The sequence below is a fragment of the Micromonospora sp. NPDC047465 genome, from assembly GCF_040643125.1.
In the GTDB taxonomy this organism is placed as follows: Bacteria; Actinomycetota; Actinomycetes; order Mycobacteriales; family Micromonosporaceae; genus Micromonospora.
In genome coordinates this window covers 86,418-110,405 of the sequence record NZ_JBEYTP010000010.1, presented here as the reverse complement: position 1 = coordinate 110,405, position 23,988 = coordinate 86,418, and the positions used below count along the sequence as shown (strand labels likewise).

The following is a 23,988-nucleotide window of genomic DNA, read 5'->3' as shown; positions in this document are numbered from 1 at the left end:
GCCGCGTCGCGCCACTCGCCGAGAGGCGACCTGCACACCGACGCCAGCGCCGCCCCCGAGCCCACAAGGCCCGGGGGCGGCGCTGTCTTTCCGTCCCCCGGCGTCGACCACGGCTTTCCGTCCCCCGGCGTCGACCACGGGACCGGCGGCGAGGTGGATCTCCCCGACCGCCGCCGACCCCATGATCAACGTCGGGTGGGTGGGTCAGGCGGGAGTGGGGGCGGGGGTGCGGCGGCGGGTGCGGACGGCGGCGGCCAGGTGGGTCAGGACCTCCTCCGTGGTCTCCCAGCCGATGCACGCGTCGGTGACCGACTGGCCGTAGGTCAGCTCGCGGGTCGGGTCGAGGTCCTGGCGGCCGGGGAGCAGGAAGCTCTCCAGCATGATCCCGACGATGCCGCGCTGCCCGGCGGCGAGCTGGGCGGCCACGTCGGCCGCCACCCTGGGCTGGTTGCGGTGGTCCTTGCCGCTGTTGGCGTGGCTCGCGTCGACGACCAGGCGCTCGGGCAGCCCGGCCGCCCGCAGCAGCTCCAGCGCGCCGGCGACCGACTCGGCGTCGTAGTTGGGCCGGCCGCCCCCGCCGCGCAGCACGAGGTGTCCGTCGGCGTTGCCCCGGGTGTGCAGGATCGCCGGGGTGCCGGAGACGTCGATGCCGGGGAAGACGTGCGGCACGCCGGCGGCGCGGATCGCGTCCACGGCCGTGCCGATGCTGCCGTCGGGGCGGTTCTTCATGCCGATCGGCATCGACAGGCCGGAGGCGAGCTGCCGGTGCACCTGGCTCTCCACCGTCCGCGCGCCGATCGCGCCCCACGCCACCGTGTCCGCGATGTACTGCGGGGTGATCGGGTCGAGGAACTCGCAGCCCACCGGCAGGCCGAGGCGCAGCACGTCGAGCAGGAGCGCCCGCGCCGTACGCAGGCCGGTGTTGACGTCACCGGAGCCGTCCAGCCCCGGGTCGTTGATCAGGCCCTTCCAGCCGACCGTCGAGCGCGGCTTCTCGAAGTAGACCCGCATCACCACCAGCAGGTCGTCGGAGACCCGGTCGGCGGCGACGCGCAGCCGGCGGGCGTAGTCGAGCGCGGCGGCCGGGTCGTGCACCGAGCACGGGCCGACCACCACCAGCAGGCGGTCGTCGGCGCGGTCCAGCACCCGGCCGACGGCGCGCCGGCCGGCCAGCACGGCCGAGGCGAGCGTGTCGTCCAGGGGCAGTTCGTGGTGCAGCAGGGCCGGGGTGGTCAGCGGCACGACACGGTCGATCCGCTGATCGCTGACCCGATCGGTCTCCGGGGTCGTCACGGTGGGCATCCTTCCGCCGACCGTGCCCCGGGGCCGGTGCCCGGGTACGAGCCGGCTGCTCGTACGCAAAAGGGCAGGAACGAAAGCTCCTGCCCGGCCGGCTCGATGGCGGTGACGTCAGATCATGGTGAAGTCACCGGCGTGCGAGCCGGCTGCCTAAACCATCGATACGAACGCGTCACGCCGCCCAGCGTACCCGACGGCCCGGGAAGGTCCACCCGGTCGTCGGGAAACGACGGGGGGAGGTCACCGCCGGTCGGGCGCGATCATGTGGGCGTGCCCGTCCGCCCGGCCGGGTATGTGGGCGGGCATGAGTGACGAGCAGAGCGACCAGGAACGGGTCGAGTCCCGCGCGCACCTGCTGCCCGAGGAGGCGGCCGTCGGCAGCGAGGACCCGCAGGCACAGGCCGAGGTCATCCTCGAGGAGTCGGACATCCGGGAGGAGGACCGCAACGCCGCGCCGGACACCGTGCTGGAGCGGCGTACCTCCGATCAGACGGTGACCCCCGTCGAGCCCCCCGACTGAGGCACGGCGCCGCGCGCCCGCTGCGAGGCCGGGTAGGTGTGCTCCCGCAGCCAGGCGACGGGGCCTGCCGCCCGCAGCCCCGGCGGCAGGTTGCCGACCGGGTCGAAGGCCAGCGCGGCGTCCTCCCCGGCGCCGAGCTGCCCGCCGAGGGTGACCTGCCCGAACGGCCGCCACGGCCCGACCGCGGACGCGACCGCCAGCACCAGGCGCGGCGCGTCCGTCCGGGCCGCGGCGGCCACCTCGGCCAGGCTGCGGCCCAGGTCGGGCGACTCCGGGTCGGCCAGCGCGGCCAGGAGGAGCCGGCGCCGGCCCGCCCGGAACGACATGATCGTGCTGTACGTCCCGGCGAAGCGCCGCCGCGGCAGCGGCAGGTGCCGCAGCACCGGCGCGGCCCCGCTGGAGCTGACCAGCAGGTCGAACGGCTGCCCGGCGTCCCGGTGCAGCCGCACGGCCAGCCCCAGCACGTCCGGCCAGCTGCCCGGCGTGGGCACCCCCTTGGAGAGGCGGACGGTCGCCCGGAAGCGCCCCGGGGCGTCCAGCAGCGGCACCCCGGTCGGCGGTCCCGGCGTACCCCAGACGGTCACCTCGCCGGCGAAGGAACGGCCCGCCGGGTGCAGCAGGCGGCCCCGGCGGAGCCGGGTCAGGGCGGCGGTCGCGCGGTCGACCGCGACGGCGGCGCGGTCGGTCACGGTGGCGGCAGGCGGCATCCTCCCCCGGTACCCGGCCGCCGACGGTCGATGCCTCGTCCCGAGCGGCGCGTCCCCTTCCGTCCCGCCCGATCGGATAGCGTCGTGCCATGCCCGACAGCGGTTACCCCTGGCCCATCGAGACGACCCGACTGGACAACGGCCTGCGCGTGGTGGTGAGCGAGGACCGCACCGCCCCCGCGGTCGCCGTGAACCTCTGGTACGACGTCGGCTCCCGCCACGAGCCCACCGGGCAGACGGGCTTCGCCCACCTCTTCGAGCACCTGATGTTCGAGGGCTCGGTCAACGTGGCGAAGACCGAGCACATGAAGCTGGTGCAGGGCTCGGGCGGCTCCCTCAACGCCACCACCAACCCGGACCGCACCAACTACTTCGAGACCGTCCCGGCCGAGCACCTCGAACTGGCGCTCTGGCTGGAGGCGGACCGGATGGGCGGCCTGGTCCCGGCGCTGACCCAGGAGACGCTGGACAACCAGCGTGACGTGGTGAAGAATGAGCGGCGCCAGCGCTACGAGAACGTCCCGTACGGCGACGCGTGGCTGCGGCTGCTGCCGCTGCTCTACCCGCCCGGGCACCCGTACCACCACGCCACGATCGGGTCGATGGCCGACCTGAACGCCGCCGACCTGGCCACCTTCCAGGCGTTCCATCGGACGTACTACGCGCCCAACAACGCCGTGCTGACCGTGGCGGGCGACGCCCCGGCCGCCGAGGTCTTCGCGCTGGCGGACAAGTACTTCGGCGCGATCCCGCCCCGCGAGGACATCCCGTCCGCGCCCGACGGCCGGACGGTCCCGGCCACCGGGCGGCCCGCCGTGGAGACGGTCACCGGCGACGTCCCGGCGCCCCGCGTCTACGTCGCGCACCGCACCCACCCCTTCGGCAGCCCCGGCTACGACGTGGTGACCGTGCTCGCCACGGTGCTGGGCAGCGGTCGCGGCAGCCGGCTCTACCAGCGCCTCGCCGACGGGGAGCGGATCGCCCAGCCGGACCTCGTCGGGGCGTACGGGGTGGACCTGGCGCACGCCCCCGCGCCGATGATCGCCACCGCCACGGCCCGCCCCGGGGTGAGCGGCGAGCGGCTGGCCGCCGGGCTGGCCGAGGTGGTCGACGAGTTGGCCACCGTGCCGGTCACCGCCGCCGAGCTGGACCGGGCCAAGTCCCTGCTCAGCACCATGTGGTGGCGGCAGATGTCCACGGTGGAGGGCCGGGCGGACACGCTCGGGCGCTACACCACCCAGTTCGGCGACCCGGCGAAGGCCGCGGAGCGGCTGCCGGCCTGGCTCGCGGTGACCGCCGAGCAGATCGCCGAGGCCGCCGCCGAGGTGCTCGCCGCCGACGACCGGGTGACCCTGACCTACCTGCCCGAGGAGAAGCCCTGATGACGCTGATCACCGACCGACCCGGGCCGGGCGTCGCCCGCCCCTACCGGTTCCCGCAGGTGGTCCGCCGCACGGTGGCCGGCGGCCAGGTCGTCGCCGCGCACCTGCCCGGGCAGAACCTGGCCGTGGCGCTGCTGCTGCTCGACGCGGGCGCCGGGCGCGAGCCGACCGGCAAGGAAGGGCTCGGCGGGGTGCTCGCCAAGGCCCTGGAGGAGGGGACCGCGCAGCGCGACGCGACCGCGTACGCCCTGGCGATCGAGGCGCTCGGCACCGAGCTGGTGACCGGGCTGGACTGGGACTCCTTCCAGGTCAGCGTGCAGGTGCCGGTGGAGCGGCTGAGCGCCGCCGTGGAGCTGCTCGCCGAGGCGGTCCGCACCCCGAAGCTGGACCCGGAGGACGTCCGGCGCGTCCGCGACGACGAGGCGACCGCGCTGCGGATGGACTGGGCCAACCCCGGCCCCCGCGCCGACGCGGCGCTGCGCGCGGACCTGTTCGGCGTCCAGAACCGCTGGGGCCGCCCCATGTACGGCGACCCGGACTCGGTCGCCGGCCTGGACGTCGAGGACGTCACCGTCTTCCACTCCGAGTGGTTCATCCGCCCCGGCACCCTGGTCGTCGCGGGCGACCTGGACCGGCTCGACCTGGACGCGCTGGGCGCGGCGGCGTTCGCCGGCGCTGGCGGCGGTCCGGTCGACCGGGGCGGCCCGATCGAGGTGCCGACCCGCCCCGGCCGGCGGATCATCCTGGTGGACCGCCCCGGTTCGGTGCAGTCCACGCTGCGGCTGGGCCACCCGTCGCCGCACCGCGCCCACCCCGACCACGTGCCGATGGCCCTCGCCGGCACGGTGCTCGGCGGGGCGTTCACCTCCCGGCTCAACCACCTGATCCGCGAGGTGCACGGCTACACGTACGGCATCCGGGGCGACTTCGCCTCGTCCCGACGGTTCGGCCGGTTCGCGGTCAGTTCGGGCGTGCAGACGGCCGTCACCGCGCCGGCGCTGGTCGAGGCGGTCGGCGAGATCACCCGTACGCAGGAGACCGGGGTGACCGAGGAGGAGCTGGCGGTGGCGCGCTTCTGGCGGGCCGGGCAGCTCTCGGTCGAGCTGCAGAGCCCCCGGGCGATCGCCTCCGCGCTGGCCACCCTGGTCGTGCACGACCTGCCGGACGACTACCACGCCCGGCTGCGGGAGTCGCTGCTCGCCGCCGACGTGACGCAGGTCTCCGCGGCGGCCGCCACCCACCTGCGCCCGGAGGCGCTCACCCTGGTGGTGGAGGGCGACGCCGCGGTGATCCGCGACGAGCTGGTCGCCACCGGCCTGGGCGAGGTCGTCAACGCCGCCCCCTGACCGCTGCCCCCGGCCCGGGGGCGGCCCGCGATGTGATGTCGGTCGCGGTCGGGGCGGGGCGGGTGCTCCGGCGCGGGCCGGCCGGCCGGCGGCAATGCTCCGGCGGGGCGCGGTCGGAGCCCCGGATCTTCTCGCCGCGGGTGCGATCGGGCGGTGACGTTCCGGGCGGGTGGCCGCCCCGGGCCCGCCTCGGCTGCCGCCCGACCGGGCGTGACGTCCGTCCGCGCGGTGGGAAAGCGTTCCCGGCCGCGGGCCCGGGCTGGGTAGCCTCGCGGGCATGAGGATCGGCATTGTGGGGGCCACCGGCCAGGTCGGTGGCGTGATGCGGCAGGTGCTGGCGGAGCGGGAGTTCCCGGCGGAGCAGGTGCGGTTGTTCGCCTCGGCGCGGTCGGCCGGGCGCACCCTGCCCTTCCGGGGCGGCGAGGTGACGGTGGAGGACGCGGCCACCGCCGACTACTCAGGGCTCGACATCGTGCTCTTCTCGGCCGGCAAGGGCACCGCCAAGGAGTTGGCGCCCCGGGTCGCCGCGGCCGGTGCCGTCGTCATCGACAACTCCTCGGCGTTCCGGACGGACCCGGAGGTGCCGCTGGTCGTCGCCGAGGTCAACCCGCACGCCGCCGCCGTACGCCCCAAGGGGATCATCGCCAACCCCAACTGCACCACGATGGCGGCGATGCCGGTGTTGCGCCCGCTGCACGCCGAGGCGGAGCTGGTCGGCCTGGTCGTCTCGACCTACCAGGCGGTCTCCGGCGCCGGCCTGGCCGGCGTGGCCGAGCTGGACGAGCAGGTCCGCAAGGTCGCCGAGCACGCCACCGGGCTCGCCTTCGACGGCGCGGCGGTGGAGTTCCCCGCCCCCCGCTCGTTCGCGCGGCCGATCGCGTTCAACGTGCTCCCGCTCGCCGGCTCGATCGTCGACGACGGCTCCTTCGAGACCGACGAGGAGCAGAAGCTGCGCAACGAGAGCCGCAAGATCCTGGAGATCCCCGGGCTGAAGGTCTCCGGCACCTGCGTCCGGGTGCCCGTCTTCACCGGCCACTCGCTCCAGATCAACGCCCGGTTCGCCCGCCCGGTCACCCCGCAGCGGGCCCGCGAGCTGCTCGACGGCGCGCCCGGGGTGGTGCTGAGCGACGTGCCGACGCCGCTGCAGGCCGCTGGTCAGGACCCGACCTACGTCGGCCGGATCCGCGCCGACGAGACCGTCGAGCACGGGCTCGCCCTGTTCTGTTCCAACGACAACCTGCGCAAGGGCGCCGCGCTCAACGCGGTGCAGATCGCCGAGCTGGTCGCCGCCGAGCGCCGCTGACCGACGGGCGCGCGACGGGGCCCGCCGACCTCGGCGGGCCCCGTCGGGTGGGCGCCCGCTGGGGCGTACGCCGTGGTTCGATGGGGGCATCAGGACCGGCCGAGTGGGAGGATGCCGTGGCGGACGACCAGACCCGGCGGGCGTTGACGGACCTGATCGCCGGTCACCGGCTCGGGGTGCTGGCCACTCTCAAGCGGGACGGCCGGCCGCAACTGTCCACGGTCATCTACGCCTTCGACCCCGCGTCGGCGGTCATCCGGGTCTCGGTGACCGACGGCCGGGCGAAGACGGCCAACCTGCGCCGGGATTCCCGGGCCAGCTTCCACGTCAGTAGCGACGACGGTTGGGCGTACGCGGTGGCGGAGGCGCGCGCCGAGCTGACGCCGGTGGCCGCCGACCCGGACGACGCGACCGTGGCGGAGCTGGTCGACCTCTACCGGACGGTGCAGGGCGAGCACCCGGACTGGGCCGACTACCGGCGGGCGATGGTCGCCGAGCGCCGTCTCGTGCTCCGGCTGCACGTCGAACGCCTCTACGGCGCCCCGCCGCACGGCTGAGCCCGCCCGGGACGACGTCGCGGACCTCCCGTTCGTCGTCGGTCGTCCGGCGCGGCGGCCGGGCCGGGCCACCGCGTGCCTCCTCGGATCGTGTCCGCGTTACCCGGCTCGGCCGGCGGGTAGACGGCCTGTGCCGACACCGAGAGGGGAGCACCATGACAACGGTCGGAGAGTTCATGACGACCCGGTTGGTGACGATGGACGGCAACGACACGCTGACCGCCGCGGCGCAGGAGATGCGCGACAGCGCCATCGGCGACGTGGTGGTGACCGACGGCGACGATGTCATCGGCATCGTGACGGACCGGGACATCACGGTCCGGGGCGTGGCGGAGAACATGGACCCGAACACGACCCCGCTCAACCGGATCACCTCCAAGGACGTGATCACGGTGAGCCAGTACGACGACGCGGTGGCCGCCGCCGACCTGATGCGGACCTACGCCGTGCGCCGGTTGCCGGTCATCGACGGCGGGCGGCTGGTCGGCCTGGTCTCGATGGGTGACCTCGCCGTGGAGCGGGAACCGCAGTCGGTGCTCGCCGACATCAGCGCCGACGAACCGAACAACTGACTGTCCGCCGCGGCGCGCCGGCTCCCGTCCCGGGGGGCCGGCGTCGCGGTGTGCGCGGGCGGCGGGCGCACCCGCACCGCGCGCCGTCCGCCGATGGACCCGCCCGTGCCGACCTCCGCTCCCGACCAGCCCTGCCCGCACGCTGCTGCGCGGGGACGACCTCGCCGCCGTCGCCGGCGGGCCCGCCTCACCCGATCCGGGCGAGGTTGACCCGGCACGGGACGGGGACCCCGTTCGGGACATGACCGACGGGGAGGAGAGGACCCGATGGTGGACGCGACGACGAGGTTCTTCGAGGACCTCGACCGGCGGGAGTACGAGCCCCTGCTGGACAAGTCCTCCGGGACCCTGCGCCTGGACCTGCACGAGGGGGCGCAGACGACGCACTGGCTGGTGCGGATAGACCGGGGCCGGGTCCGGGTGAGCCAGGAGGACCAGGACGCCGACACGGTGGTGGGCACCACCCCGGCGCTCTTCGAGGACCTCGCCACCGGGCGGGAGGACGGGATCGCGGCGCTGCTGCGGGGGGACCTGACGGTGTCGGGGCAACTCCGGCTGCTGGTGCAGTTGGAGCGGCTCTTCCCCGGCCACCCGGACGCCCGCGGCCCCCGCCGGCGTTTCCAGGGCCAGCGGGAGGTGCGGTGATGGCGCAGAACAACACGATCCGGATCCTGGACGGCAGCACCTTCGTCGTGTCGGAGGACACCGGGGACATCGAGGCCACGCCGAGCGAGCCGACCGGATTCTTCTCCCTGGACACCCGGTTCCTGTCCAAGTGGGTGCTGACGGTGAACGGGGAGCGGCTCACGCCGCTGTCGTACGACGACCTCCAGTACTACGAGGCGCGGTTCTTCCTGGTGCCGGGGATGGCGACGCACTACATCGACGCCAAGCTGTCGATCATCCGGGAGCGGACGGTGGGGGGCAGCTTCCAGGAGCAGCTCACCATCCTCAACCACGACGAGAAGCCGGTCGACCTGGAGATCAGGATGGACGCGGCGTCCGACTTCGCCGACCTGTTCCAGGTCAAGGACGAGATCCTGAACAAGAAGGGCGAGATCTTCACGGAGGTCGAGACCGACCGGCTGCGCCTGGGCTACCGGCGGGGCAACTTCAGGCGGGAGACGACCATCTCCGCGTCCCCGCCGGCCCGGTACGACCGCAACGGCTTCGCCTACACGATCCACCTCGAACCCAACCAGAGTTGGGAAGCCCAGATCGAGGTCGGCACCTTCGCCGGCGCTCAGGGCGGCCGGGACCTGCGGATGGGGCTGGGGGCGCACGGCGACGAGCGGCTCGCCCTCCAGCACGACCTGGAGGAGTGGATCGCCAGGGCGCCCAAGGTGAACAGCCAGCACGACCGGGTCGCCGCGACCTACCGGCGCAGCCTGATCGACCTGGCCGCGCTGCGCTTCTCGCCGCTGTCGCTCGGCGGGGCGTCACTGCCGGCCGCCGGCCTGCCCTGGTTCATGACCATGTTCGGCCGGGACAGCATCCTGACCTGCCTGCAGACGCTGCCGTTCACGCCGGACCTGTCGAAGACCACGCTGCGGATCCTGGCCTCCCTCCAGGGCACCCGGTTCGACGACTTCCGGGACGAGGACCCGGGCCGGATCCTGCACGAGATGCGGTACGGCGAGACCGCCGCCTTCGAGGAACAGCCGCACTCGCCGTACTACGGGTCGGTGGACGCCACCCCGCTGTTCCTGGTGCTGCTCGACGAGTACGAGAAGTGGACCGGGGACGTCGAACTGGTCAGGGAGTTGGAGCGGGAGTGCCGCGCCGCGCTGAAGTGGATCGACGACTACGCCGACCTGGTCGGCACCGGCTACATCTGGTACGAACGGCGCAACACCGACACCGGCCTGGAGAACCAGTGCTGGAAGGACTCCTGGGACTCCATCTCCTACCGGGACGGCACGCTGCCGCCGTTCCCCCGGGCCACCTGCGAGGTGCAGGGGTACGCGTACGACGGGAAGCTGCGGGCCGCCCGGCTGGCCCGGGAGTTCTGGGACGACCCGGAGTTCGCCGACCGGCTGGAGCGGGAGGCGGCGGCGCTGAAGGAAAGGTTCAACCGGGACTGGTGGGTGGAGGACGGCGAGTACTACGCGCTGGCGCTCGACCCGGACGGCCGCCAGTGCGACGTGCTGAGTTCCAACATCGGCCACCTGCTGTGGAGCGGGATCGTCGACCACGAGCGGGCCGAGAAGATCGCCCACCATCTGGTCGGGCCCCGGCTCTTCACCGGCTGGGGGGTGCGGACGCTCGCCGAGGGGGAGGTGCGCTACAACCCGGTCGGCTACCACAACGGCACGATCTGGCCGTTCGACAACTCGTTCATCGCCTGGGGCCTGCGCCGGTACGGCTTCGCCGAGGAGGCGGCGGTCATCGCCAGCGGCATCCTCGACGCGAGTACCTACTTCCAGGGCCGGTTGCCGGAGGCGTTCGGCGGCTATCCCCGGGAGCTGACCAAGTTCCCGGTCGAGTATCCGACGGCGTGCAGCCCGCAGGCCTGGTCGACCGGCACGCCGCTGCTGCTGCTGCGGACGATGCTCGGCCTGGAGCCGCACGAGGGGCACCTCGCGGTGGACCCCCGGCTGCCGATCGGGATGGGCCGCATCGAGGTGCTGGACATCCCGGGCCGGTGGGGCCGGGTGGACGCGTTCGCCCGGGGCCGCCTCGACATGCACCGGCTCACCGAGTGACGACCGGTCCCGGCCCGGCGGGCGACCCGGCCCGTCCCACCATGCCCGCCGGCCGACCGCACCGCGGCCGGCCGGCGACGCGGCTCGATGGGCCACGCGCCACCGGTCGGCGGGCTGGCGAGCGGCCCAGGTCGGCAGGGTAAGTTCGCGCCATGCCGGAACTCGTGTACCCGCCCGTGATCGCCGCCGCCAAGACGATGTTCCGGGTCCTGGACCTGAAGATCACCGTCGAGGGCGACCACCACGTCCCGCGTACCGGCGGGGCGGTCATGGCCAGCAACCACGTCAGCTACCTGGACTTCATCTTCTGCGGGCTGGGCGCGCACCCGTCGAGGCGGCTGGTGCGGTTCATGGCCAAGAAGTCGGTGTTCACGCACAAGGTGTCCGGCCCGCTGATGCGCGGCATGCGGCACATCCCGGTGGACCGGCGGGCGGGCGCCGGCTCGTACGCGACGGCGGTCAGCGCGCTCAGGCGCGGCGAGGTGGTCGGCGTCTTCCCCGAGGCGACGATCAGCCGCTCGTTCACGGTCAAGGCACTCAAGAGCGGGACCACCCGGATGGCGGCCGAGGCCGGCGTGCCGGTGCTCCCGGTGGCGCTCTGGGGCACCCAGCGGCTCTGGACCAAGGGCCGGCCGCGCACCCTGACCCGCCGCCACACCCCGATCACCATCCTGGTGGGCGAGCCGATGGACCCGGCCGCCTACCCGGACGCCAACGCGATGACCGTCGACCTGAAGACGCGGCTGAGCGCGCTGGTCGACCGGGCCCAGCGGGAGTACCCGGACCAGCCCGCCGGCCCCGACGACACCTGGTGGCTCCCGGCGCACCTGGGCGGCACCGCCCCCACCCCGGAGGAGGCCGCCGCCCTGGACGCCCCCGCCCGCCGCCCCGCCACCCCCTGACCCACCGCGAAGGCCGGGCGGGTGGCCGGATCGGTCCGGTCCGGGGCGGGATGGTGTCTGCCGCGCCGGCGCCCGCCCGGTCAGGATTCACCGTATGAGCAGAGCAGCACTCGTCGTCATCGACGTCCAGGAGTCCTTCCGGCAGCGCCCGAACTGGGCGTACGCCTCGAACCCCGACATCGTCGCCCAGGTCGGCCGGCTGGTCGACGCGGCCCGCGAGCGCGGTGACCTGGTCGTCTGGGTCCTGCACGCCGAGCCGGGCAGCGGCGGCGTCTTCGACCCGGCCGGCGGGCACGTGCGGCTGATCGAGGGCCTGTCGGCGGCCCCGGGGGAGCCGACGCTGGTGAAGACGTCGCACAACGCGTTCACCACCACCAACCTCCAGCAGACCCTGACGATGGCGGGCGTCCGCGAGATCACCGTCTGCGGGATCCGCACGGAGCAGTGCGTCGAGACCACCGCCCGGGTCGGCTGCGACCTCGGCTACGAGGTGACCTTCGTGACGGACGCGACGGTCACCTTCCCGACCCCGCACCGGGACCTGCCGGCCACCGCCACGCTGGAGGAGGTCCTCGCCGACCCGCGCACCCTGTCGAACGAGGACATGATCGCCCGCACCGAGTACGCCCTCGCGGGCCGCTTCGCCACCGTCCGCACCGTCGCCGAGGTGACCGGCGCGGTCCCGGCCGGCGTACGGGGCTGAGTCGATGGCCCGGGTCGTCTTCCTGCTCGTCCCGCAGGTGCACCTGCTGGACCTCGCCGGGCCGGCCCAGGTCTTCTCCACCGCCGCCGACCTCGGGCACGACTACCGCCTGCACTACGTCGCCGACCGGGAGGTCGTGCCGACCGTGCAGGGCGTACCGCTGGTGGCCGGGCTGGAATGGCCCGAGCTGACCCGCGACGACCTGGTGGTCGTGCCCGGGTGGCGGCCCCGCGCGCACGGGCCGCAGGGGCCGGTCGGGCCGGACGACCTGCGGCGGCTGGCCGACCACCACGCCGCGGGCGGCACCGTCGCCAGCGTCTGCGCCGGGGCGTACGCCCTCGGCCGGGCCGGCCTGCTCGACGGCCGCCGCTGCACCACCCACCACGAGGTGCAGGACGAGCTGGCCCGGCAGTTCCCGGAGGCGCGGGTGGTGCGCGACGTGCTCTACGTGGTCGACGACCGCGTGGTCACCTCGGCCGGCATCGCCAGCGGCATCGACGTGGCGCTGCACCTGGTGGCCACCCGGCACGGCCCGGCGGCGGCGGCCCGGATCGCCCGCACGCTCGTCGTCCACTCCCGGCGCAACGGCCACGAGCAGCAGGCCAGCGCCATGATGCGGCACCGGTCGCACCTGTCCGACGCGGTGCACCGGGTGCAGGACCTGATCGACCACCACTTCGCCGAGCCGCTGCCGCTGGCCGACCTGGCCGCCGCGGGCGGGGTGGCCGAGCGGACGCTGACCCGGCTCTTCCGGCAGGCCACCGGGCTGACCCCGCTCGGCTACCAGCAGACCCTGCGGGTGGAGCGCGCCGAGCACCTCATCGGGCACGGCGCCACCGTGGAGGCGGCCGCCCGCACGGTCGGGTTCACCGATGCCCGGATGCTGCGCCGGCTGCGGGCCCGTGCCACCCACGGTCGAAGCGTCCCCGCTGGTAGTAGTCGTCCCGGGAACGGAACTCCACCGGCAGCGACCCCGGCAGGGTGATCCGGGCGCGCCGGCGGACAACCCCGCCCCGGCCCGCACCGCCAGCACGTCCCGCTCCGGCGGCGAGAGATCCACCAGCTCGGGGTGGGCCAGCCGGAACGCGGCCACCGCCCGGCGCACCCGGCGGGCCAGCTCGGCGACCTCCTCGGCGGGGCCGGCGAGGCCGAGGGCGGGCTGCTGGATGGTGCGCAGCGCGTCGCAGACCACCAGCAGCCGGGCCTGCTCGTCCGGCCCGGGCGGCAGCAGCTCCAGCCGGGACGGCCACTGCCAGCGGATCTGGCCGCTGACCAGGCCCGGCAGCCGGACGACCCGGCGGTGCCGGGCGCCGTCGCGCGCCCCGTCGGCCACGGCGAGCCGCGGCCCGTCCCCGACGTACGCGATCCGCCGGTCGGCCGCCACCTGCGTCACCGCCGGGCCGGTCGGCTCCGAGCCGTGCTCGCCGCCGCCCCTCAGCCGCCGGCTCGGTCGGCTCCGAGCCGTGTCCGCCGCCGCCCCTCAGCCGCCAGCTCGGTCGGCTCCGCGTCGCGTCGCCGCCAGCAGGTGCCCGCTGGCGCCGATCACCTCCGGATCGCGCTCGAAGAGCGTCGCGCAGCGCAACACCTCCGCGAACAACGGCCCGTCGGCCTCCGGCCCGCCCGCCACGGCCAACAGCGGCCACAGCGGACCCTCGACGCCGTACAGGTCTGGCCGGGGAAGCCCGGCCGTCCCGAACTCGTCGACCACCTCGTCCGGCCGGTGGAAGTAGGCGGTGGTGAAGCCGCTGCCCGCGTCGTTGACGCCGGTCGCGTAGGTGCGCAGCAGGGCGGGACGGGTGTGGTCGTCCACCCGCCCCTGCCGGGTGAGATCCATCAGCGGCGCCTGCCGGCTGATCGTCGCCGTGACCACCAGGCCGCCGGGCCGGGTCAGGCGGGCCGCCTCGCGCAGTGCGGCGACCCGGTCCGCGCGACCGGTCAGGTGGTAGAGCGGCCCGAGCAGCAGGGTCACGTCGGCGCAGCCGTCGGCGAGCGGCAGACGCCGTGCGTCGCCGATCGTGGCGCTCACCCCGGGATGCGCGCGCCGGGCCGCCGCCGCGTGCGCGGGGACCAGGTCGACCAGGTGCACCCGGTGGCCGGCGGCCGCCAGCCAACCCGCGTACGCGCCGGGGCCGCCGCCGACGTCCAGCACCGTCGCCGGTGCCGGCGGCAGCAGCCGGGTCAGGACCTGGCGGGTGCGCAGCCCCTCCAGCCGCCCCAGCGGGGTCCGCTCCAGCCGGTCCGCCTCCACGAAGACGTCGGTGTAGTAGCGCACGATGTCCGGCTCCGCCGGTCGGGACCCCGCCATCCGTCGATGCTGGCCACGAGCCGGCAGTGCTGTCACGTCAATTTGTCGGCCGGGCGCTCAGTTGACCGGCAGGACCCTGGGGCCGCCGCCGGCGATCGACCGGGTCAGCTTCCGTCCACCCGACCAGAACCAGCAGCGCACCCCCCGGTCACCGCGTGCCCACGCCTCCTCGGACGGGAACCGGTAGGTGGTGCCGGTGCGGTAGCGGAGCATGCCGTCGACCGGCACCTTCGCGTAGCGGGCGATGACCGTCCGGCACTTCGCGTGGATCGCGTCCTCGTCCTTCGTCGCGTCGTCGTACCGGCCGTCCGGGGCGGTCCAGACGCCCGCGTACTCGAACCGGTGCGGCTTGCCGCAGGCCACCGGCTCCAGGTTGCCCCAGCGGTTCTCCTCGGCGCAGGTGAACGTCAGCGAGGAGGGAGCCTTGAGGACGCCCCGCAGGGTGCCGGTGCGGGGCACGACCGGGTCGACCACGCCGCCGCCGGTGCCGCCTGCGGCGAGCTCGAGCAGGTCGCAGCGGTACCACCGGCTGCCACCAGCCCAGCCGGGCGGCGAGGTGGGCGCCACCTGCACCGACAACCGCGCGCCGCGCCACTCGCCACCGACGAACACCTTCGCCTTGGCGTCGCACTCGGCGAACGCGGTGCGCATCGCCATCGACTCGACGCGGGGCGGGATCGGGCGCGCGGCGAGCTCACCCGTGAACGTGCCGATGTGGAACGTCTCGACCAGGTGCGACTTCGCGCAGTCGACCGGCTGGTGGCTCGTGAGGTACGCGGTCGGGTCGGCGACCGCGTGGCACTCACCTGCCTGCGGTACGAACTGGCGGGCCTCGGCGACCGGCCGCCAGTCGTCGGTCAGGTCGCCGTCGGTGCCCGGCGGGGTGCCGCACCCGCTCAGCACCCCCGCGACCAGCGCGGCCGAAAACGTGACGCCCAGCCAGCGTCGCATGTCGCCCTCCCCGTGCCCCGTGACAACCGGCGCAGCATATGGCACCGGCCGGCGGGAGCGCGTGCCGCCGGATTCAGCCCAGTCGCAGGCCCAGGTCGCGCAGCAGCGCGACCTGGGCGAGGTGGGGACGACCTCCCGGTTGACGTGCAGCACGAGCGCCGCCAGCGCCCGGTTCGCGTACGGCACAGGCCGGTCGGCGGGCGCAGGCGTCGCACCGTGCCATTTCGACGCCGGTGCTACGTTCACGCCATCGCCGCCTCACCCGCCAGGAGCCGACCGTGAAGAGGTACGTGGGCCTGTTCGGCGTCATCGTGGCGACGGCGGGCCTCGCCGTCGTCGGCACCCTCGCCGGCGCGTACCTGGCCGACCGCACCGGGACCCGGCAGCCCGATCCCACCGCCGCCGTCACCGGCGGCACCGGCCGCCCATCGACCGGATCCGGGAACGCCGACCCCGGCCATTCGGCGTCGCCGGGCCCGTCCGCGTCGCCCAGCCAGGCGCAGCCCGGGCCCCGGACGTACCGGCTCGACCGGCCGATCCACCAACAGGCGTCGCTGAGCGTCACGCTGGTCAGCGCCGAGACCAGCGGCGGAAAACTGCGGCTGAACATCAGGTACCGCAACGACTCACGGCTCGCGTGGCCGGTGAGTTGCCCAGCCGTCGACGTCGACCTGGTCTCCTCACACCTCACCCTGTCGGACGGGCGGACCGTGCGTCCCGAGAGGACCTGGTGCGCCACGACGCGGGCCGGTCAGTCCTTCAGCATCGAGCCGGGCGAGCAGATCAACAGCTGGGCCGTCTACCCGGTGGTCCCGGAGGCCGCGTCGTCCTTCGAGCTGAGCTGGTACGACTTCCCCACCCTCGACGTCCGGCTCGGGTGACCGCCCCGACGCTGCGGCCACGTGTCGTAGCCGTCGCCTGTCCTCCGCGCGTGCCCCACGTCGAGCCTCCCGGGCCGCCCTTCCGCGAGTTGCCTGAGTGCCCTACCCGCTTCCGCCGGCCGCCTGGAACCAGACCATCGCCGAGCCCGACCGGTGGCCGGACACCTCGCCCGCGCCGCCGTGGCCACCGCTTTCCACGCGCTCAGGGACTCCGAGGACGTGGGTTGACGTGAGTGCGCCCGGCAGGATTCGAACCTGCGGCCTTGGGATTAGAAGTGGCGTCTACCTATTGCGCTTCTCTGTCGCTAGTCTCTTGAGCTGCCGTTCTGCCATATGCGGCTGTCGGGAACTTCTGTGGTGGCCCCTGGTCTCGCACCACGGATGGCCCCACGCGTTGGCGGTGCCCTTCCCTGTTGGTTGGCGCAGTGGGCGGGTGATGAATCCTCTTGACCTTCTGCATAACCTGTACATATGCCCCCGTCGGATCCGATTCCAGCCTCAGTGGCCGTCGAGGTGCCGCCTTGGCTATGGGGCGGTGCGCCAGGTAAGTTTTTTACTAAAGCAAACCTTCGGGTTCGTCGCCCCGTCGCTCAGTCGCAGCGCTGGCTAGTGCAGACTGAGGAGAGTTATTCGCGAGTCCGGCCCGGGCTCGTAGTTGCGGAGCATATCGCCGGGCCGGCGCAGCGAAAAGCTAGGTTTGATATCTTGACCCGCGTCGCTCAAGATGCGGCGGCGGGTGTAAATCTAAAAGACAAAGAGGCGCTTGGTCAAATAGATTCAGCTGGCCAACGTGCCGAGAAGTCGAGTGATCTGGCTCGCCTCTTCTACTACTGGCAACTCCTGGCCACCGTTGCTGAGCCTCACGAGTTCGCGACGGTCGTTGCTGACATACATGCCAGCCTCGCTGGAATGCCTGCGGAGGGCGATCCAGGCCTAAGGTTGTTCCGGAATGCGGGAGTGCATCTTATTCGCCGATCCGATGTGCTTCTCCATAGAACCAAGATTGCTGGAGTGTTGCTGCGAGTCGCGTATGACGAGACGCTTTCTGGCGGTGATATCCGGCATGTTCAGGCGTTGAGTGCGGCGGGGGAGAGGGTCTTCTCTAGCAGCGAAAACCTCCTGCAGGGAATCTTTCTATTCGATACCTATTTGGGTCCGCTTCTTGGTGCCATGACGCCGACCTTCTGGGCGTTTTCGGCTCACCGTACCTTCGGGCCGCTAATTTTCAGCTTGGGTCATACGATCAACGGAACCCGTTCCGGGCCTGGCGAATTTCTCCACCTGCTACCGAGTCAAGGAGCTCTTCGGGCGACATGGTCCATCACTGACCTGCCGCCCATTGCCTGCTCGGAGGCTGTGGCGTGGTGGGCTGCTCGACTTGATGCGTTGTTTGGCGTCGTAAGTGACCTAGCGGTTTTCGCGGATGGAAGTGGATTGTATAATCCGCGCAAGCACTTGCAGGCCCTCCTGACGGTTGAGCAATTATTCCGTCGAGTTGGCTCGTTGCTAACCTCACCACGAGATGCCCACGTCCAGCGGGTGCTTCTGTTCACAGTGCTTGACACGGTCGAAAGGTTGACGGGGCGGGATATTGACAGGCTCTGTTATCTGCCGTTCGCCGAAAAGAAGCTTAAGGAGTTGGAGGCAAGTGTTCCGCCAGCGGCGGGCGCGATCCTATTGCCGCTAGCGCAGCGTGCTGTTGTTGCCTTGAAAGAACTTCAAGATGGGTTCTTCATGCCAGGGCAGTTGGCCAGCGGACAGGTAGCAGGACTGTCTAAGGACGTTGCGGCGGCCCGGTACGTGAAGGTGTTGCGAAACGCAACTCACGGACACGGTGCCAAGAGCGTCAATCTGGTAGACCAAACCAACGCGCTATTGGCGCATCATGACGGCGACATACCTCATGATCTACCTTTGTTGGGATACCTGTACTTGTTGGACTGGATCGCCCGGCCCGACGACTATCGCCGCTTCTTCTACAAGAGTAACTAGTGGCTTTGACTGTTTGTTTCGACGTACAGCATGAGGCCGAACCGTATCCGTGGCTCTCAGTGGGCCGTTTCCGGGGCGCCGGCAGGCTACCCGGTGGCCGGGGATTGCCGGCGAGGGGGCCGGGAGGGGCGCTGACACGCTGACAATCGGCTGAAGCGCGGACGTTTCCGCAGGTAGAGGCCGGTGCGGAGGTGTCAACGCCCCCCGTTGACAGGCGCTGACACCTGCTGACACCCCGGGGTGCCGTCGGGCGGGTGTCAGCGCCTGTCAGCGGGTGTCAACGCGTGCCGTTGACACCGCCGCGGGTGTCCTGAGCTGCGGAAACGTCGCCGCCGGGGGAGGTTGTCAGCGTGTCAGCGCCCCTGGGGTCCTCCGCCACGGCGCGGGGGTGCAGTTCGTACCGGCCATCCGGCCCGTGGCGGACCCACCCGAGGGCGGCCAGCTCGGCGAGTACCGCCGACACCTCTTCGGACTTGGGCAGCCGGCGGGCGACCCGACGGTGCAGCTCTCGCCGAGTGAAGGTGGCCATGCCCTTGGCGGTGAGCACCCCGAGCACGTACCGGGCGTTCTCCATCGCGCTGTCCGTGCCGATGGTGGCGGCGGCGGCCCGGTAGTGCGCGGCGAAGAACTCGGCCAGCCTCACCGCGTCGGCCATCCGGTCGGCGTCGACCGGCCGCCGCCAGGCGTCGGCGGGGTGGTGGGCGACGTGCAGCAGCCCGGCCAGCCGCAGCGTCGCGCCGGACAGCTTGTTGCCCCACTCCCGCATGTCGTAGAGGCTGCCGCCGGGCCGTAGCTCGGCCTCGACCTGCTCGGCGGCGGCCCGCCGTACGCGGCCGGCTTCCTCGGTGAGGGTGACCACCGCCGGGTCGGTCCACTCGGCGAGGGTGGCGGCCAGGTCATGGACACGGTGGGCGTAGCCGGCGGTCACCTGCTCGGGCACTGGCGCGGTGTCGACCGCCCGGTACCCGGCCAGCGAGCGCGGGAGGGCGAACAGGAACCGGGCGGGTAGCCCTCGGCCGGCGAGGTCGGCGTTGCCGCCGAACTTGCGCAGCACGGTCGGTTGCGCCATCACGCACACGGTCAGCGCGGGTTTCTCGACCGAGGCACCCTCGCGGGTCTGCCGCTCGTTGCTCATCGGCTGCCCCGCGTGCCCCTTCAAGTAGGGGTCAAGGTTCGGGGCACCGGAGTACCGGCCGGCGAGGGTGTCGAAGATGCCGCCCTCATCGCTGATGATCGCCATACGCCCGCCGTTGGCGGCCATCAGCCCGATGAGGGCTTCCGGGGTGGCGTCGTCCACGATCAGCTTCGGCAGGCCGGGAACGGTGATCGCCTCGGCCGCGATGGCGGCGGCCACCGCCTCGGCCGATGCCTCATCGCGCTTGGCTGGGTCGCTGGCCTTGGCCGCCGCCGCTTTGGCTTGCTCGGCCTGCCGGTCGGCGATGTCGCGCAGCGCGGCGGCCTCGGCGATACGGGGCCGCATCGCCTCGGCGAGCGTCGACTGTGCCGCGAACAGCGGCGCGGTCATGGCGCGGTGTACGGGTGACTTGCGTTCGCCGGGGCCGGCGATGACGGCGGCGAACACGTTCACCGGCTCTCGCCACCCGGCTACCGGCTCCACCTCCAGGCGGCCACCGGCACATGCGGAGAGCACTGCCACGGCGAGGGTGCCGGCCATCGCGGGGTCGGTCTGGGTGAACCGGGCGACGCCGGTCACCATGTCGCCGAGCCAGCGGGGGAACACGTCGGCCGGGAACGGCGGCGGCGCGATGTTCGGGCCTGTCAAGGGCACTGGAACATCCCACAGCGGGCCGCCCGCGGATTCCTCGCCGGTGGCTTGCGGGTGGTCGGTGACGAGGTGCAGACGGGCGGCGGTCATGCGGCCACCTTTCGGGGACGGTGGGCGCCAGCGGCTAGCCCGGATCGGATGGTGCGTGCCGTCTCGACGTGGCCCAGCCCGGCGCGCGCTGCGGCCTGTTCCAGCACTGCTCGGGCGTCGTCCTCGGCGAGCGCCCCACCGGCTGCAAGCTGGCCGAGGGCCACGGCGGCGATGTAGAGCGACCGGTTGCGCTCTCCGTCCGGCGCGGTGGTCACCCGCTCGGCCTCTCGGTTGATCGCGGCCCGGACATACGCGCCGGTGCGGTCGGTGGGCAGGTCGACCACAACCGGACGCTGCGGCGGCAGCGGGGCCGGGGCGAGCAGCGCGGCCAGCCACGCGGGCAGTGGAGCCGGGTCGGTGTCCAGGTCGACCACGTACGAGCGTCCCGCCACGGTGCTGCCGGCGGCGACGACGTAGCCGCCGTGGGCGCGGGTGTCGACCATCGGGCCGAGGGTGCCGGCGGTGTTGCGCAGCGTCGGCCCGTCGGCGGGGTGGCGGTAGTACAGGTGCGTGCCGCCTCGACCGGTGCGCACGGTGTAGGTGGCGTCGATGCCGGTGGCGTGCGCGGCGGCCAGCTCGGCGAGCGTGTCCAGCCCGGTCCGGTCGGTGGTGTCGTCCTTGGGCACGTCCAGGTCGACCACCACGAGCCGGGACGGCCCGCACGCGAGGCCGATGCCGTAGGGGCGGGCCGACCACGCGCGCCGGATGCGGTCGGGGTCGGTGGTGGCGCGGGGCTCCCATCCGAGGTGGCGGCCGGCGGCGCGGCAGCGCGGGTCGCGGCCGGTGCAGTCGTCGGCCGCGTGGTCGGGGAACGCGGGCCGCTTGTCGTTGGGGCGTAGCGGGAAGACGTGCCATCCGCGTTCGGCGTGGGCGAGCGCGGCGGTGAGCAGGTCAGCGGTAGGCATGGTGCTCCCTTCCGGTGGGATCGGGGTGTGCAGTGGTGTCGACGGGGGCTCGGGCCTCCCCGCCAGAGCGGCGGGCGTGTGGGCGGGGCAGCGCAGCCCTTGCAGGTAGGGCCGCAGCCCTTCGGCGGTGTGGCAGTAGCGGCCGGCGGTGCCGATCCAGTGGCCGCACCGCCCGACGCTCACCGCTCGGCCCTCCCGGGTCGGGGCCGGGCCGCGATGGCGGCGCGGGTGACGGCCTGACGTAGGTCGCCGAGCAACCCGGCCAACTGGCGGCGGGCGGCCACCTCGCCGGGGGCGAGCGCGACCCTGACGCGCACCTCGGCGTGATCGCGGCCGGCGGCGGTGCGCACCCGCACCAGCACGGCGCGGGCGTGGCCGGCGACGTCGACCACGATTTCGTCGGAGCGGTGTTCGCCGAGGCCGCATCGGTGGTCTCGGCCGCACCAGTCGGTGTGACCAGCGCGGTCGGTGCGGGCGTTCATCGCTTGGCCGCTTCGTACTCGTCTTGCAGGTGGTTGATGATGTGCCGGCCGACGCGCAACCGCAGTCCGGTACCCGCGCAGTGCCGGCAGTCGCGGTGGATGCGGCCGAGCCGGGAACGCGTGCGGCCGGTGGCGTGGCAGGTGCGGCAGCGCCCGAACGGGGAAACCACGCACAGGACGAGGTAACCGAGCGTGACAAGGATCAAGGCGAGGCAGGGCAGGCTAGCGATCATGGTGCGGGAGTCCACAAGTGCCTCCACGGGCGGTTTCAGGGTGCAGAGCAGGTAGGGCGCTAGATCGCTAGCGTCCTGATGGGGGTTGATATGCGGGGCTAGCGGTGCCGCTAGGTCTAGCGGATCTAGGCGCTAGACCTAGCGGCCCGCGATGGGCTATCCGGCCTTCCGTCGCCGATCACGCTCGGTTACAGCGGTGGTGATGTCGTCGCGGTGGATGCCCTTGCGGTTGGCGCCCTTGCCGGTGGCCGGGTCGGTGCCCCACACCTGCCGGCCGACCGGTACCCGGTAGGGCTTGAGCGCGGCGGCCAACTGTGCCGGCTCCCACCCGCCGTACGTCTCGGGCCGCAGCTCGGCCAGACGCGCGACGACGGTTTCGGACCACACCTTCGGCTCGGCGGCCGGCACGACGGTCAGGATGTCGTCCAGCAGGGTGTCGGCCGGGCCGCCGGTCGGCTCAGGGGCCTGCCCGGCCGCGTGCCCGGTCAGCGTGCCGGCCGCTTCCCGCAGCACGTAGGCGCGGGTGATGACCTTCTCGACGTGCTCGGTCTTGGCGAACTTCGTCCGCACGGTCACGGCCTCTTCCACCGCGCCGGAGTCGTCCGCGCCGAGCAGGATGCCCACGCCCTTGTGGGCGCGCTGGAACCGCGACGAGTCGTAGCCGGCCGGGTAGGACCCGGCACCCAACACTGCCTCCGATGACTGCCACGTCATGGTCTTGAGGGCGAAGCGGGTGCCGATGTTGTCGCGCAGGTCGGTCGGCACGGCCTTGCCGTCCGGCTTCTGCGTGGCGAGCAGGATGATGATGCCGACCGAGGGGCCGACCTTGCACAGCTCGGTCAGCAGCTCCACGATTTCTTTGCCGTACTCCGGGTGCCCGCTGTACCGCTGGAACTCATCGATCGCGACCAGCACCGGCCACAGCTTCAACGACCGCTTGTCGGCAATCTGCCGGGTCACCTTCGACTCCGGGCACAGGTCCGGCGGCAGGGTGGCGATGGTGTCGTAGCGGCGGTTCATGTCCGCCACTAGGGCGCGCAGGTCGTCAACCAGGGCGGCCACCACGTCGTCGCGGACGCCGAACCCGGCGCGGTGGGCGATGCGCTCGAACGCCCGCCAGTCCTGCCCACCCTTGCCGTCGTAGATGTGCAGCTCCACGCTCGGGTCGAGCGCGGCGGCGAGCACGGGCAGGCGGGCGGCGAAGGTCTTGCCCATGCGCGGGATCGCGCCGACCAGCAGCGAGGTGAACATGAGCAGCAGCGGCACGGCCCGGCCGCGCTGATCCTCGCCGAACGGGAACGGCGCGAAGATGTCCACGGTGCCCTTGTCGATCAGCGGCCACAGCCCGGACGACTTGGCGTAGGGGTCTTCATCAGCGACCCACAGCGCGACCCGGCGGGCCGACCCGGCGGTGCCGCGTACCCGCTCCGGCCACACCTGCACCTCGTCCAGGTCCAGGCCGGCGGCCAGGTCGGTGCGCCGCTTCACGGCCTTGTCGGCGGTCACGCCGAACGGCAGGTCGACCACCGCCCGCCACCCCGGACCGTCCCGCATGATCGGCATCGGGAACGTGATCAGGTCATCCGGCTTGCACAGCCCAGCGGCCAGGAACGCCCGCGTCACCACGTCGGCCGACAGCCGCCGCGCCCTGGGCGTCACCGCCGCCACGTCCAACAGCGGCTTGTCCTTCGGCGACCCGGCCAGGCCGAACACCGCGACGGCGGCGGCGAGCATCAGCCACCGCTGCCACGACCCGGCCAACACCGCCAGCACGGTCACGGTGGGCAGGCCGAGTAGCAGCACCGCCGCCACGACCATGCCCCGCCACCGCACCCGCGCATCACGCTGCCGCGACAGCTTCAGGTACAGCTCGGCATCCTCGCGCCGCACGGCGGCCAGGCGGACGGGGATGCCCTCCGCGTCGGTCGCCCACCGCACGGTCCCGGCCAGCAGCCGCGCGATGCCGAACGGGGCACGCCACGCCAGCCGGCCGGCGTACTTCGGCGTGCGGGTCAGGTGGTAGGCGCTGACGTGGGTGACGTGCGACAGTGCCCACCGGCCGGCGGTGACCAACTCGGCGCGCGAGCGCAGCCACGGCGGCACGATCGGCCGACGCATCGCCGACCTGCCGGCCAGCACCGCCGCCATGCCGGACGGCTCGGAAACCGCGGGCGGGTCCACCGGCGGCGGCGTGTCGTCGTCCAGGTCGTCCGCTTCGTCGTCCAGGTCGACGGCGAACGCCCGCGCGTCGGGCTTGCGGCGGCGGGCGGCGGCCAGGTCGACCACCTCCGCATCCGGTCCGGCGGTCAGGTCCGCCTCTGCGGCCTGCCAGTCGAAACGGTCATCGTCTCGGGGGGAAGTCATGAT

At 73.0% G+C, this 23,988-nt stretch carries 22 protein-coding genes; 13 read left to right on the top strand and 9 right to left on the bottom strand.

Going from position 1 to position 23,988, the window contains the following annotated elements; translation table 11 throughout:
* Nucleotides 1-204: 204 nt before the first annotated feature.
* Nucleotides 205-1,302, bottom strand: a complete 1,098-nt coding sequence (locus tag ABZ793_RS12485) for a 3-deoxy-7-phosphoheptulonate synthase (RefSeq protein ID WP_357456037.1) — start codon at nt 1,300-1,302, stop codon at nt 205-207.
* A gap of 301 nt (nt 1,303-1,603) precedes the next feature.
* On the opposite strand from ABZ793_RS12485, the gene ABZ793_RS12480 reads away from it, so the two are divergent.
* Nucleotides 1,604-1,819 carry a hypothetical protein gene (locus tag ABZ793_RS12480; RefSeq protein ID WP_357456034.1) on the top strand — a complete coding sequence of 72 codons (216 nt, stop codon included), beginning with the start codon at nt 1,604-1,606 and terminating at the stop codon, nt 1,817-1,819.
* Here ABZ793_RS12480 and ABZ793_RS12475 read toward each other — a convergent pair.
* Nucleotides 1,786-2,526, bottom strand: coding sequence for a phosphodiesterase (locus ABZ793_RS12475; RefSeq protein ID WP_357456031.1), 741 nt, complete (start codon nt 2,524-2,526; stop codon nt 1,786-1,788). The genes ABZ793_RS12480 and ABZ793_RS12475 overlap by 34 nt on opposite strands.
* A gap of 89 nt (nt 2,527-2,615) precedes the next feature.
* Here ABZ793_RS12475 and ABZ793_RS12470 point away from each other — a divergent pair, with 89 nt between their 5' ends.
* From ABZ793_RS12470 to ABZ793_RS12425, 10 genes are all read left to right on the top strand, one after another.
* Nucleotides 2,616-3,908 (top strand): pitrilysin family protein, encoded by a 1,293-nt coding sequence (locus ABZ793_RS12470; RefSeq protein WP_357456028.1) that lies wholly within the window; start codon nt 2,616-2,618, stop codon nt 3,906-3,908.
* Complete coding sequence (locus ABZ793_RS12465) at nt 3,908-5,254, top strand: pitrilysin family protein (RefSeq protein ID WP_357456024.1); 1,347 nt, start codon at nt 3,908-3,910, stop codon at nt 5,252-5,254. The genes ABZ793_RS12470 and ABZ793_RS12465 overlap by 1 nt, the downstream gene beginning before the upstream one ends.
* Nucleotides 5,255-5,531: 277 nt before the next feature.
* Entirely contained in the window at nt 5,532-6,557 is a 1,026-nt protein-coding gene (locus ABZ793_RS12460; protein ID WP_357456021.1) for an aspartate-semialdehyde dehydrogenase, read from the top strand.
* 116 nt (nt 6,558-6,673) lie between these two features.
* The gene (locus ABZ793_RS12455; RefSeq protein WP_357456018.1) at nt 6,674-7,114 is read left to right on the top strand and encodes a PPOX class F420-dependent oxidoreductase; all 441 of its coding nucleotides are present in this window, start codon (nt 6,674-6,676) and stop codon (nt 7,112-7,114) included.
* Nucleotides 7,115-7,269: 155 nt separating this feature from the next.
* Entirely contained in the window at nt 7,270-7,686 is a 417-nt protein-coding gene (locus ABZ793_RS12450) for a CBS domain-containing protein (RefSeq protein ID WP_357456015.1), read from the top strand.
* A 267-nt stretch (nt 7,687-7,953) separates the two neighbouring features.
* On the top strand, nt 7,954-8,331 hold the full coding sequence (locus ABZ793_RS12445) for an SCP2 sterol-binding domain-containing protein (protein ID WP_350708581.1): 378 nt from the start codon (nt 7,954-7,956) through the stop codon (nt 8,329-8,331).
* Nucleotides 8,331-10,391 (top strand): glycogen debranching N-terminal domain-containing protein, encoded by a 2,061-nt coding sequence (locus tag ABZ793_RS12440; protein WP_357456012.1) that lies wholly within the window; start codon nt 8,331-8,333, stop codon nt 10,389-10,391. Before ABZ793_RS12445 ends, ABZ793_RS12440 begins: the two co-directional genes overlap by 1 nt.
* Nucleotides 10,392-10,543: 152 nt before the next feature.
* Entirely contained in the window at nt 10,544-11,293 is a 750-nt protein-coding gene (locus ABZ793_RS12435; protein WP_350708577.1) for a lysophospholipid acyltransferase family protein, read from the top strand.
* Nucleotides 11,294-11,387: 94 nt separating this feature from the next.
* Nucleotides 11,388-11,996: an isochorismatase family protein gene (locus ABZ793_RS12430; protein ID WP_357456009.1), complete on the top strand. Its 609-nt coding sequence runs from the start codon at nt 11,388-11,390 to the stop codon at nt 11,994-11,996.
* A gap of 4 nt (nt 11,997-12,000) precedes the next feature.
* A complete protein-coding gene (locus ABZ793_RS12425) occupies nt 12,001-12,981 on the top strand; it encodes a DJ-1/PfpI family protein (RefSeq protein WP_357456007.1) in 981 nt (326 codons plus the stop codon).
* A 495-nt stretch (nt 12,982-13,476) separates the two neighbouring features.
* Here the strand turns inward: ABZ793_RS12425 and ABZ793_RS12420 are convergent, their stop codons facing one another.
* Nucleotides 13,477-14,301, bottom strand: coding sequence for a class I SAM-dependent methyltransferase (locus ABZ793_RS12420; protein ID WP_357456004.1), 825 nt, complete (start codon nt 14,299-14,301; stop codon nt 13,477-13,479).
* A 57-nt stretch (nt 14,302-14,358) separates the two neighbouring features.
* A complete protein-coding gene (locus tag ABZ793_RS12415; protein ID WP_357456001.1) occupies nt 14,359-15,252 on the bottom strand; it encodes a septum formation family protein in 894 nt (297 codons plus the stop codon).
* A gap of 278 nt (nt 15,253-15,530) precedes the next feature.
* Here ABZ793_RS12415 and ABZ793_RS12410 point away from each other — a divergent pair, with 278 nt between their 5' ends.
* Entirely contained in the window at nt 15,531-16,133 is a 603-nt protein-coding gene (locus ABZ793_RS12410) for a hypothetical protein (RefSeq protein ID WP_357455998.1), read from the top strand.
* A gap of 501 nt (nt 16,134-16,634) precedes the next feature.
* Complete coding sequence (locus tag ABZ793_RS12405) at nt 16,635-18,125, top strand: hypothetical protein (protein WP_357455995.1); 1,491 nt, start codon at nt 16,635-16,637, stop codon at nt 18,123-18,125.
* A 277-nt stretch (nt 18,126-18,402) separates the two neighbouring features.
* Here ABZ793_RS12405 and ABZ793_RS12400 read toward each other — a convergent pair whose 3' ends face one another.
* The 5 genes from ABZ793_RS12400 to ABZ793_RS12380 form a co-directional block, all read right to left on the bottom strand.
* Nucleotides 18,403-20,001, bottom strand: a complete 1,599-nt coding sequence (locus tag ABZ793_RS12400) for a YfjI family protein (RefSeq protein WP_357455992.1) — start codon at nt 19,999-20,001, stop codon at nt 18,403-18,405.
* Nucleotides 19,998-20,906: a bifunctional DNA primase/polymerase gene (locus ABZ793_RS12395; protein ID WP_357455989.1), complete on the bottom strand. Its 909-nt coding sequence runs from the start codon at nt 20,904-20,906 to the stop codon at nt 19,998-20,000. The genes ABZ793_RS12400 and ABZ793_RS12395 overlap by 4 nt, the downstream gene beginning before the upstream one ends.
* 179 nt (nt 20,907-21,085) lie before the next feature.
* A complete protein-coding gene (locus ABZ793_RS12390) occupies nt 21,086-21,388 on the bottom strand; it encodes a hypothetical protein (RefSeq protein ID WP_357455986.1) in 303 nt (100 codons plus the stop codon).
* Nucleotides 21,385-21,636, bottom strand: coding sequence for a hypothetical protein (locus ABZ793_RS12385; protein WP_357455982.1), 252 nt, complete (start codon nt 21,634-21,636; stop codon nt 21,385-21,387). Before ABZ793_RS12385 ends, ABZ793_RS12390 begins: the two co-directional genes overlap by 4 nt.
* A gap of 141 nt (nt 21,637-21,777) precedes the next feature.
* Nucleotides 21,778-23,985, bottom strand: coding sequence for a cell division protein FtsK (locus ABZ793_RS12380; protein ID WP_357455979.1), 2,208 nt, complete (start codon nt 23,983-23,985; stop codon nt 21,778-21,780).
* Nucleotides 23,986-23,988: the final 3 nt, after the last annotated feature.

What these genes read in the sequence shown, in the direction of transcription:
- ABZ793_RS12485 (WP_357456037.1), bottom strand. Translation starts at nt 1,302, where the DNA reads ATGCCCACCGTGACGACCCCGGAGACCGATCGGGTCAGCGATCAGCGG.
- ABZ793_RS12480 (WP_357456034.1), top strand. Translation starts at nt 1,604, where the DNA reads ATGAGTGACGAGCAGAGCGACCAGGAACGGGTCGAGTCCCGCGCGCAC.
- ABZ793_RS12475 (WP_357456031.1), bottom strand. Translation starts at nt 2,526, where the DNA reads ATGCCGCCTGCCGCCACCGTGACCGACCGCGCCGCCGTCGCGGTCGAC.
- ABZ793_RS12470 (WP_357456028.1), top strand. Translation starts at nt 2,616, where the DNA reads ATGCCCGACAGCGGTTACCCCTGGCCCATCGAGACGACCCGACTGGAC.
- ABZ793_RS12465 (WP_357456024.1), top strand. Translation starts at nt 3,908, where the DNA reads ATGACGCTGATCACCGACCGACCCGGGCCGGGCGTCGCCCGCCCCTAC.
- ABZ793_RS12460 (WP_357456021.1), top strand. Translation starts at nt 5,532, where the DNA reads ATGAGGATCGGCATTGTGGGGGCCACCGGCCAGGTCGGTGGCGTGATG.
- ABZ793_RS12450 (WP_357456015.1), top strand. Translation starts at nt 7,270, where the DNA reads ATGACAACGGTCGGAGAGTTCATGACGACCCGGTTGGTGACGATGGAC.
- ABZ793_RS12445 (WP_350708581.1), top strand. Translation starts at nt 7,954, where the DNA reads ATGGTGGACGCGACGACGAGGTTCTTCGAGGACCTCGACCGGCGGGAG.
- ABZ793_RS12440 (WP_357456012.1), top strand. Translation starts at nt 8,331, where the DNA reads ATGGCGCAGAACAACACGATCCGGATCCTGGACGGCAGCACCTTCGTC.
- ABZ793_RS12435 (WP_350708577.1), top strand. Translation starts at nt 10,544, where the DNA reads ATGCCGGAACTCGTGTACCCGCCCGTGATCGCCGCCGCCAAGACGATG.
- ABZ793_RS12430 (WP_357456009.1), top strand. Translation starts at nt 11,388, where the DNA reads ATGAGCAGAGCAGCACTCGTCGTCATCGACGTCCAGGAGTCCTTCCGG.
- ABZ793_RS12425 (WP_357456007.1), top strand. Translation starts at nt 12,001, where the DNA reads ATGGCCCGGGTCGTCTTCCTGCTCGTCCCGCAGGTGCACCTGCTGGAC.
- ABZ793_RS12420 (WP_357456004.1), bottom strand. Translation starts at nt 14,301, where the DNA reads ATGGCGGGGTCCCGACCGGCGGAGCCGGACATCGTGCGCTACTACACC.
- ABZ793_RS12415 (WP_357456001.1), bottom strand. Translation starts at nt 15,252, where the DNA reads ATGCGACGCTGGCTGGGCGTCACGTTTTCGGCCGCGCTGGTCGCGGGG.
- ABZ793_RS12400 (WP_357455992.1), bottom strand. Translation starts at nt 20,001, where the DNA reads ATGACCGCCGCCCGTCTGCACCTCGTCACCGACCACCCGCAAGCCACC.
- ABZ793_RS12395 (WP_357455989.1), bottom strand. Translation starts at nt 20,906, where the DNA reads ATGCCTACCGCTGACCTGCTCACCGCCGCGCTCGCCCACGCCGAACGC.
- ABZ793_RS12390 (WP_357455986.1), bottom strand. Translation starts at nt 21,388, where the DNA reads ATGAACGCCCGCACCGACCGCGCTGGTCACACCGACTGGTGCGGCCGA.
- ABZ793_RS12380 (WP_357455979.1), bottom strand. Translation starts at nt 23,985, where the DNA reads ATGACTTCCCCCCGAGACGATGACCGTTTCGACTGGCAGGCCGCAGAG.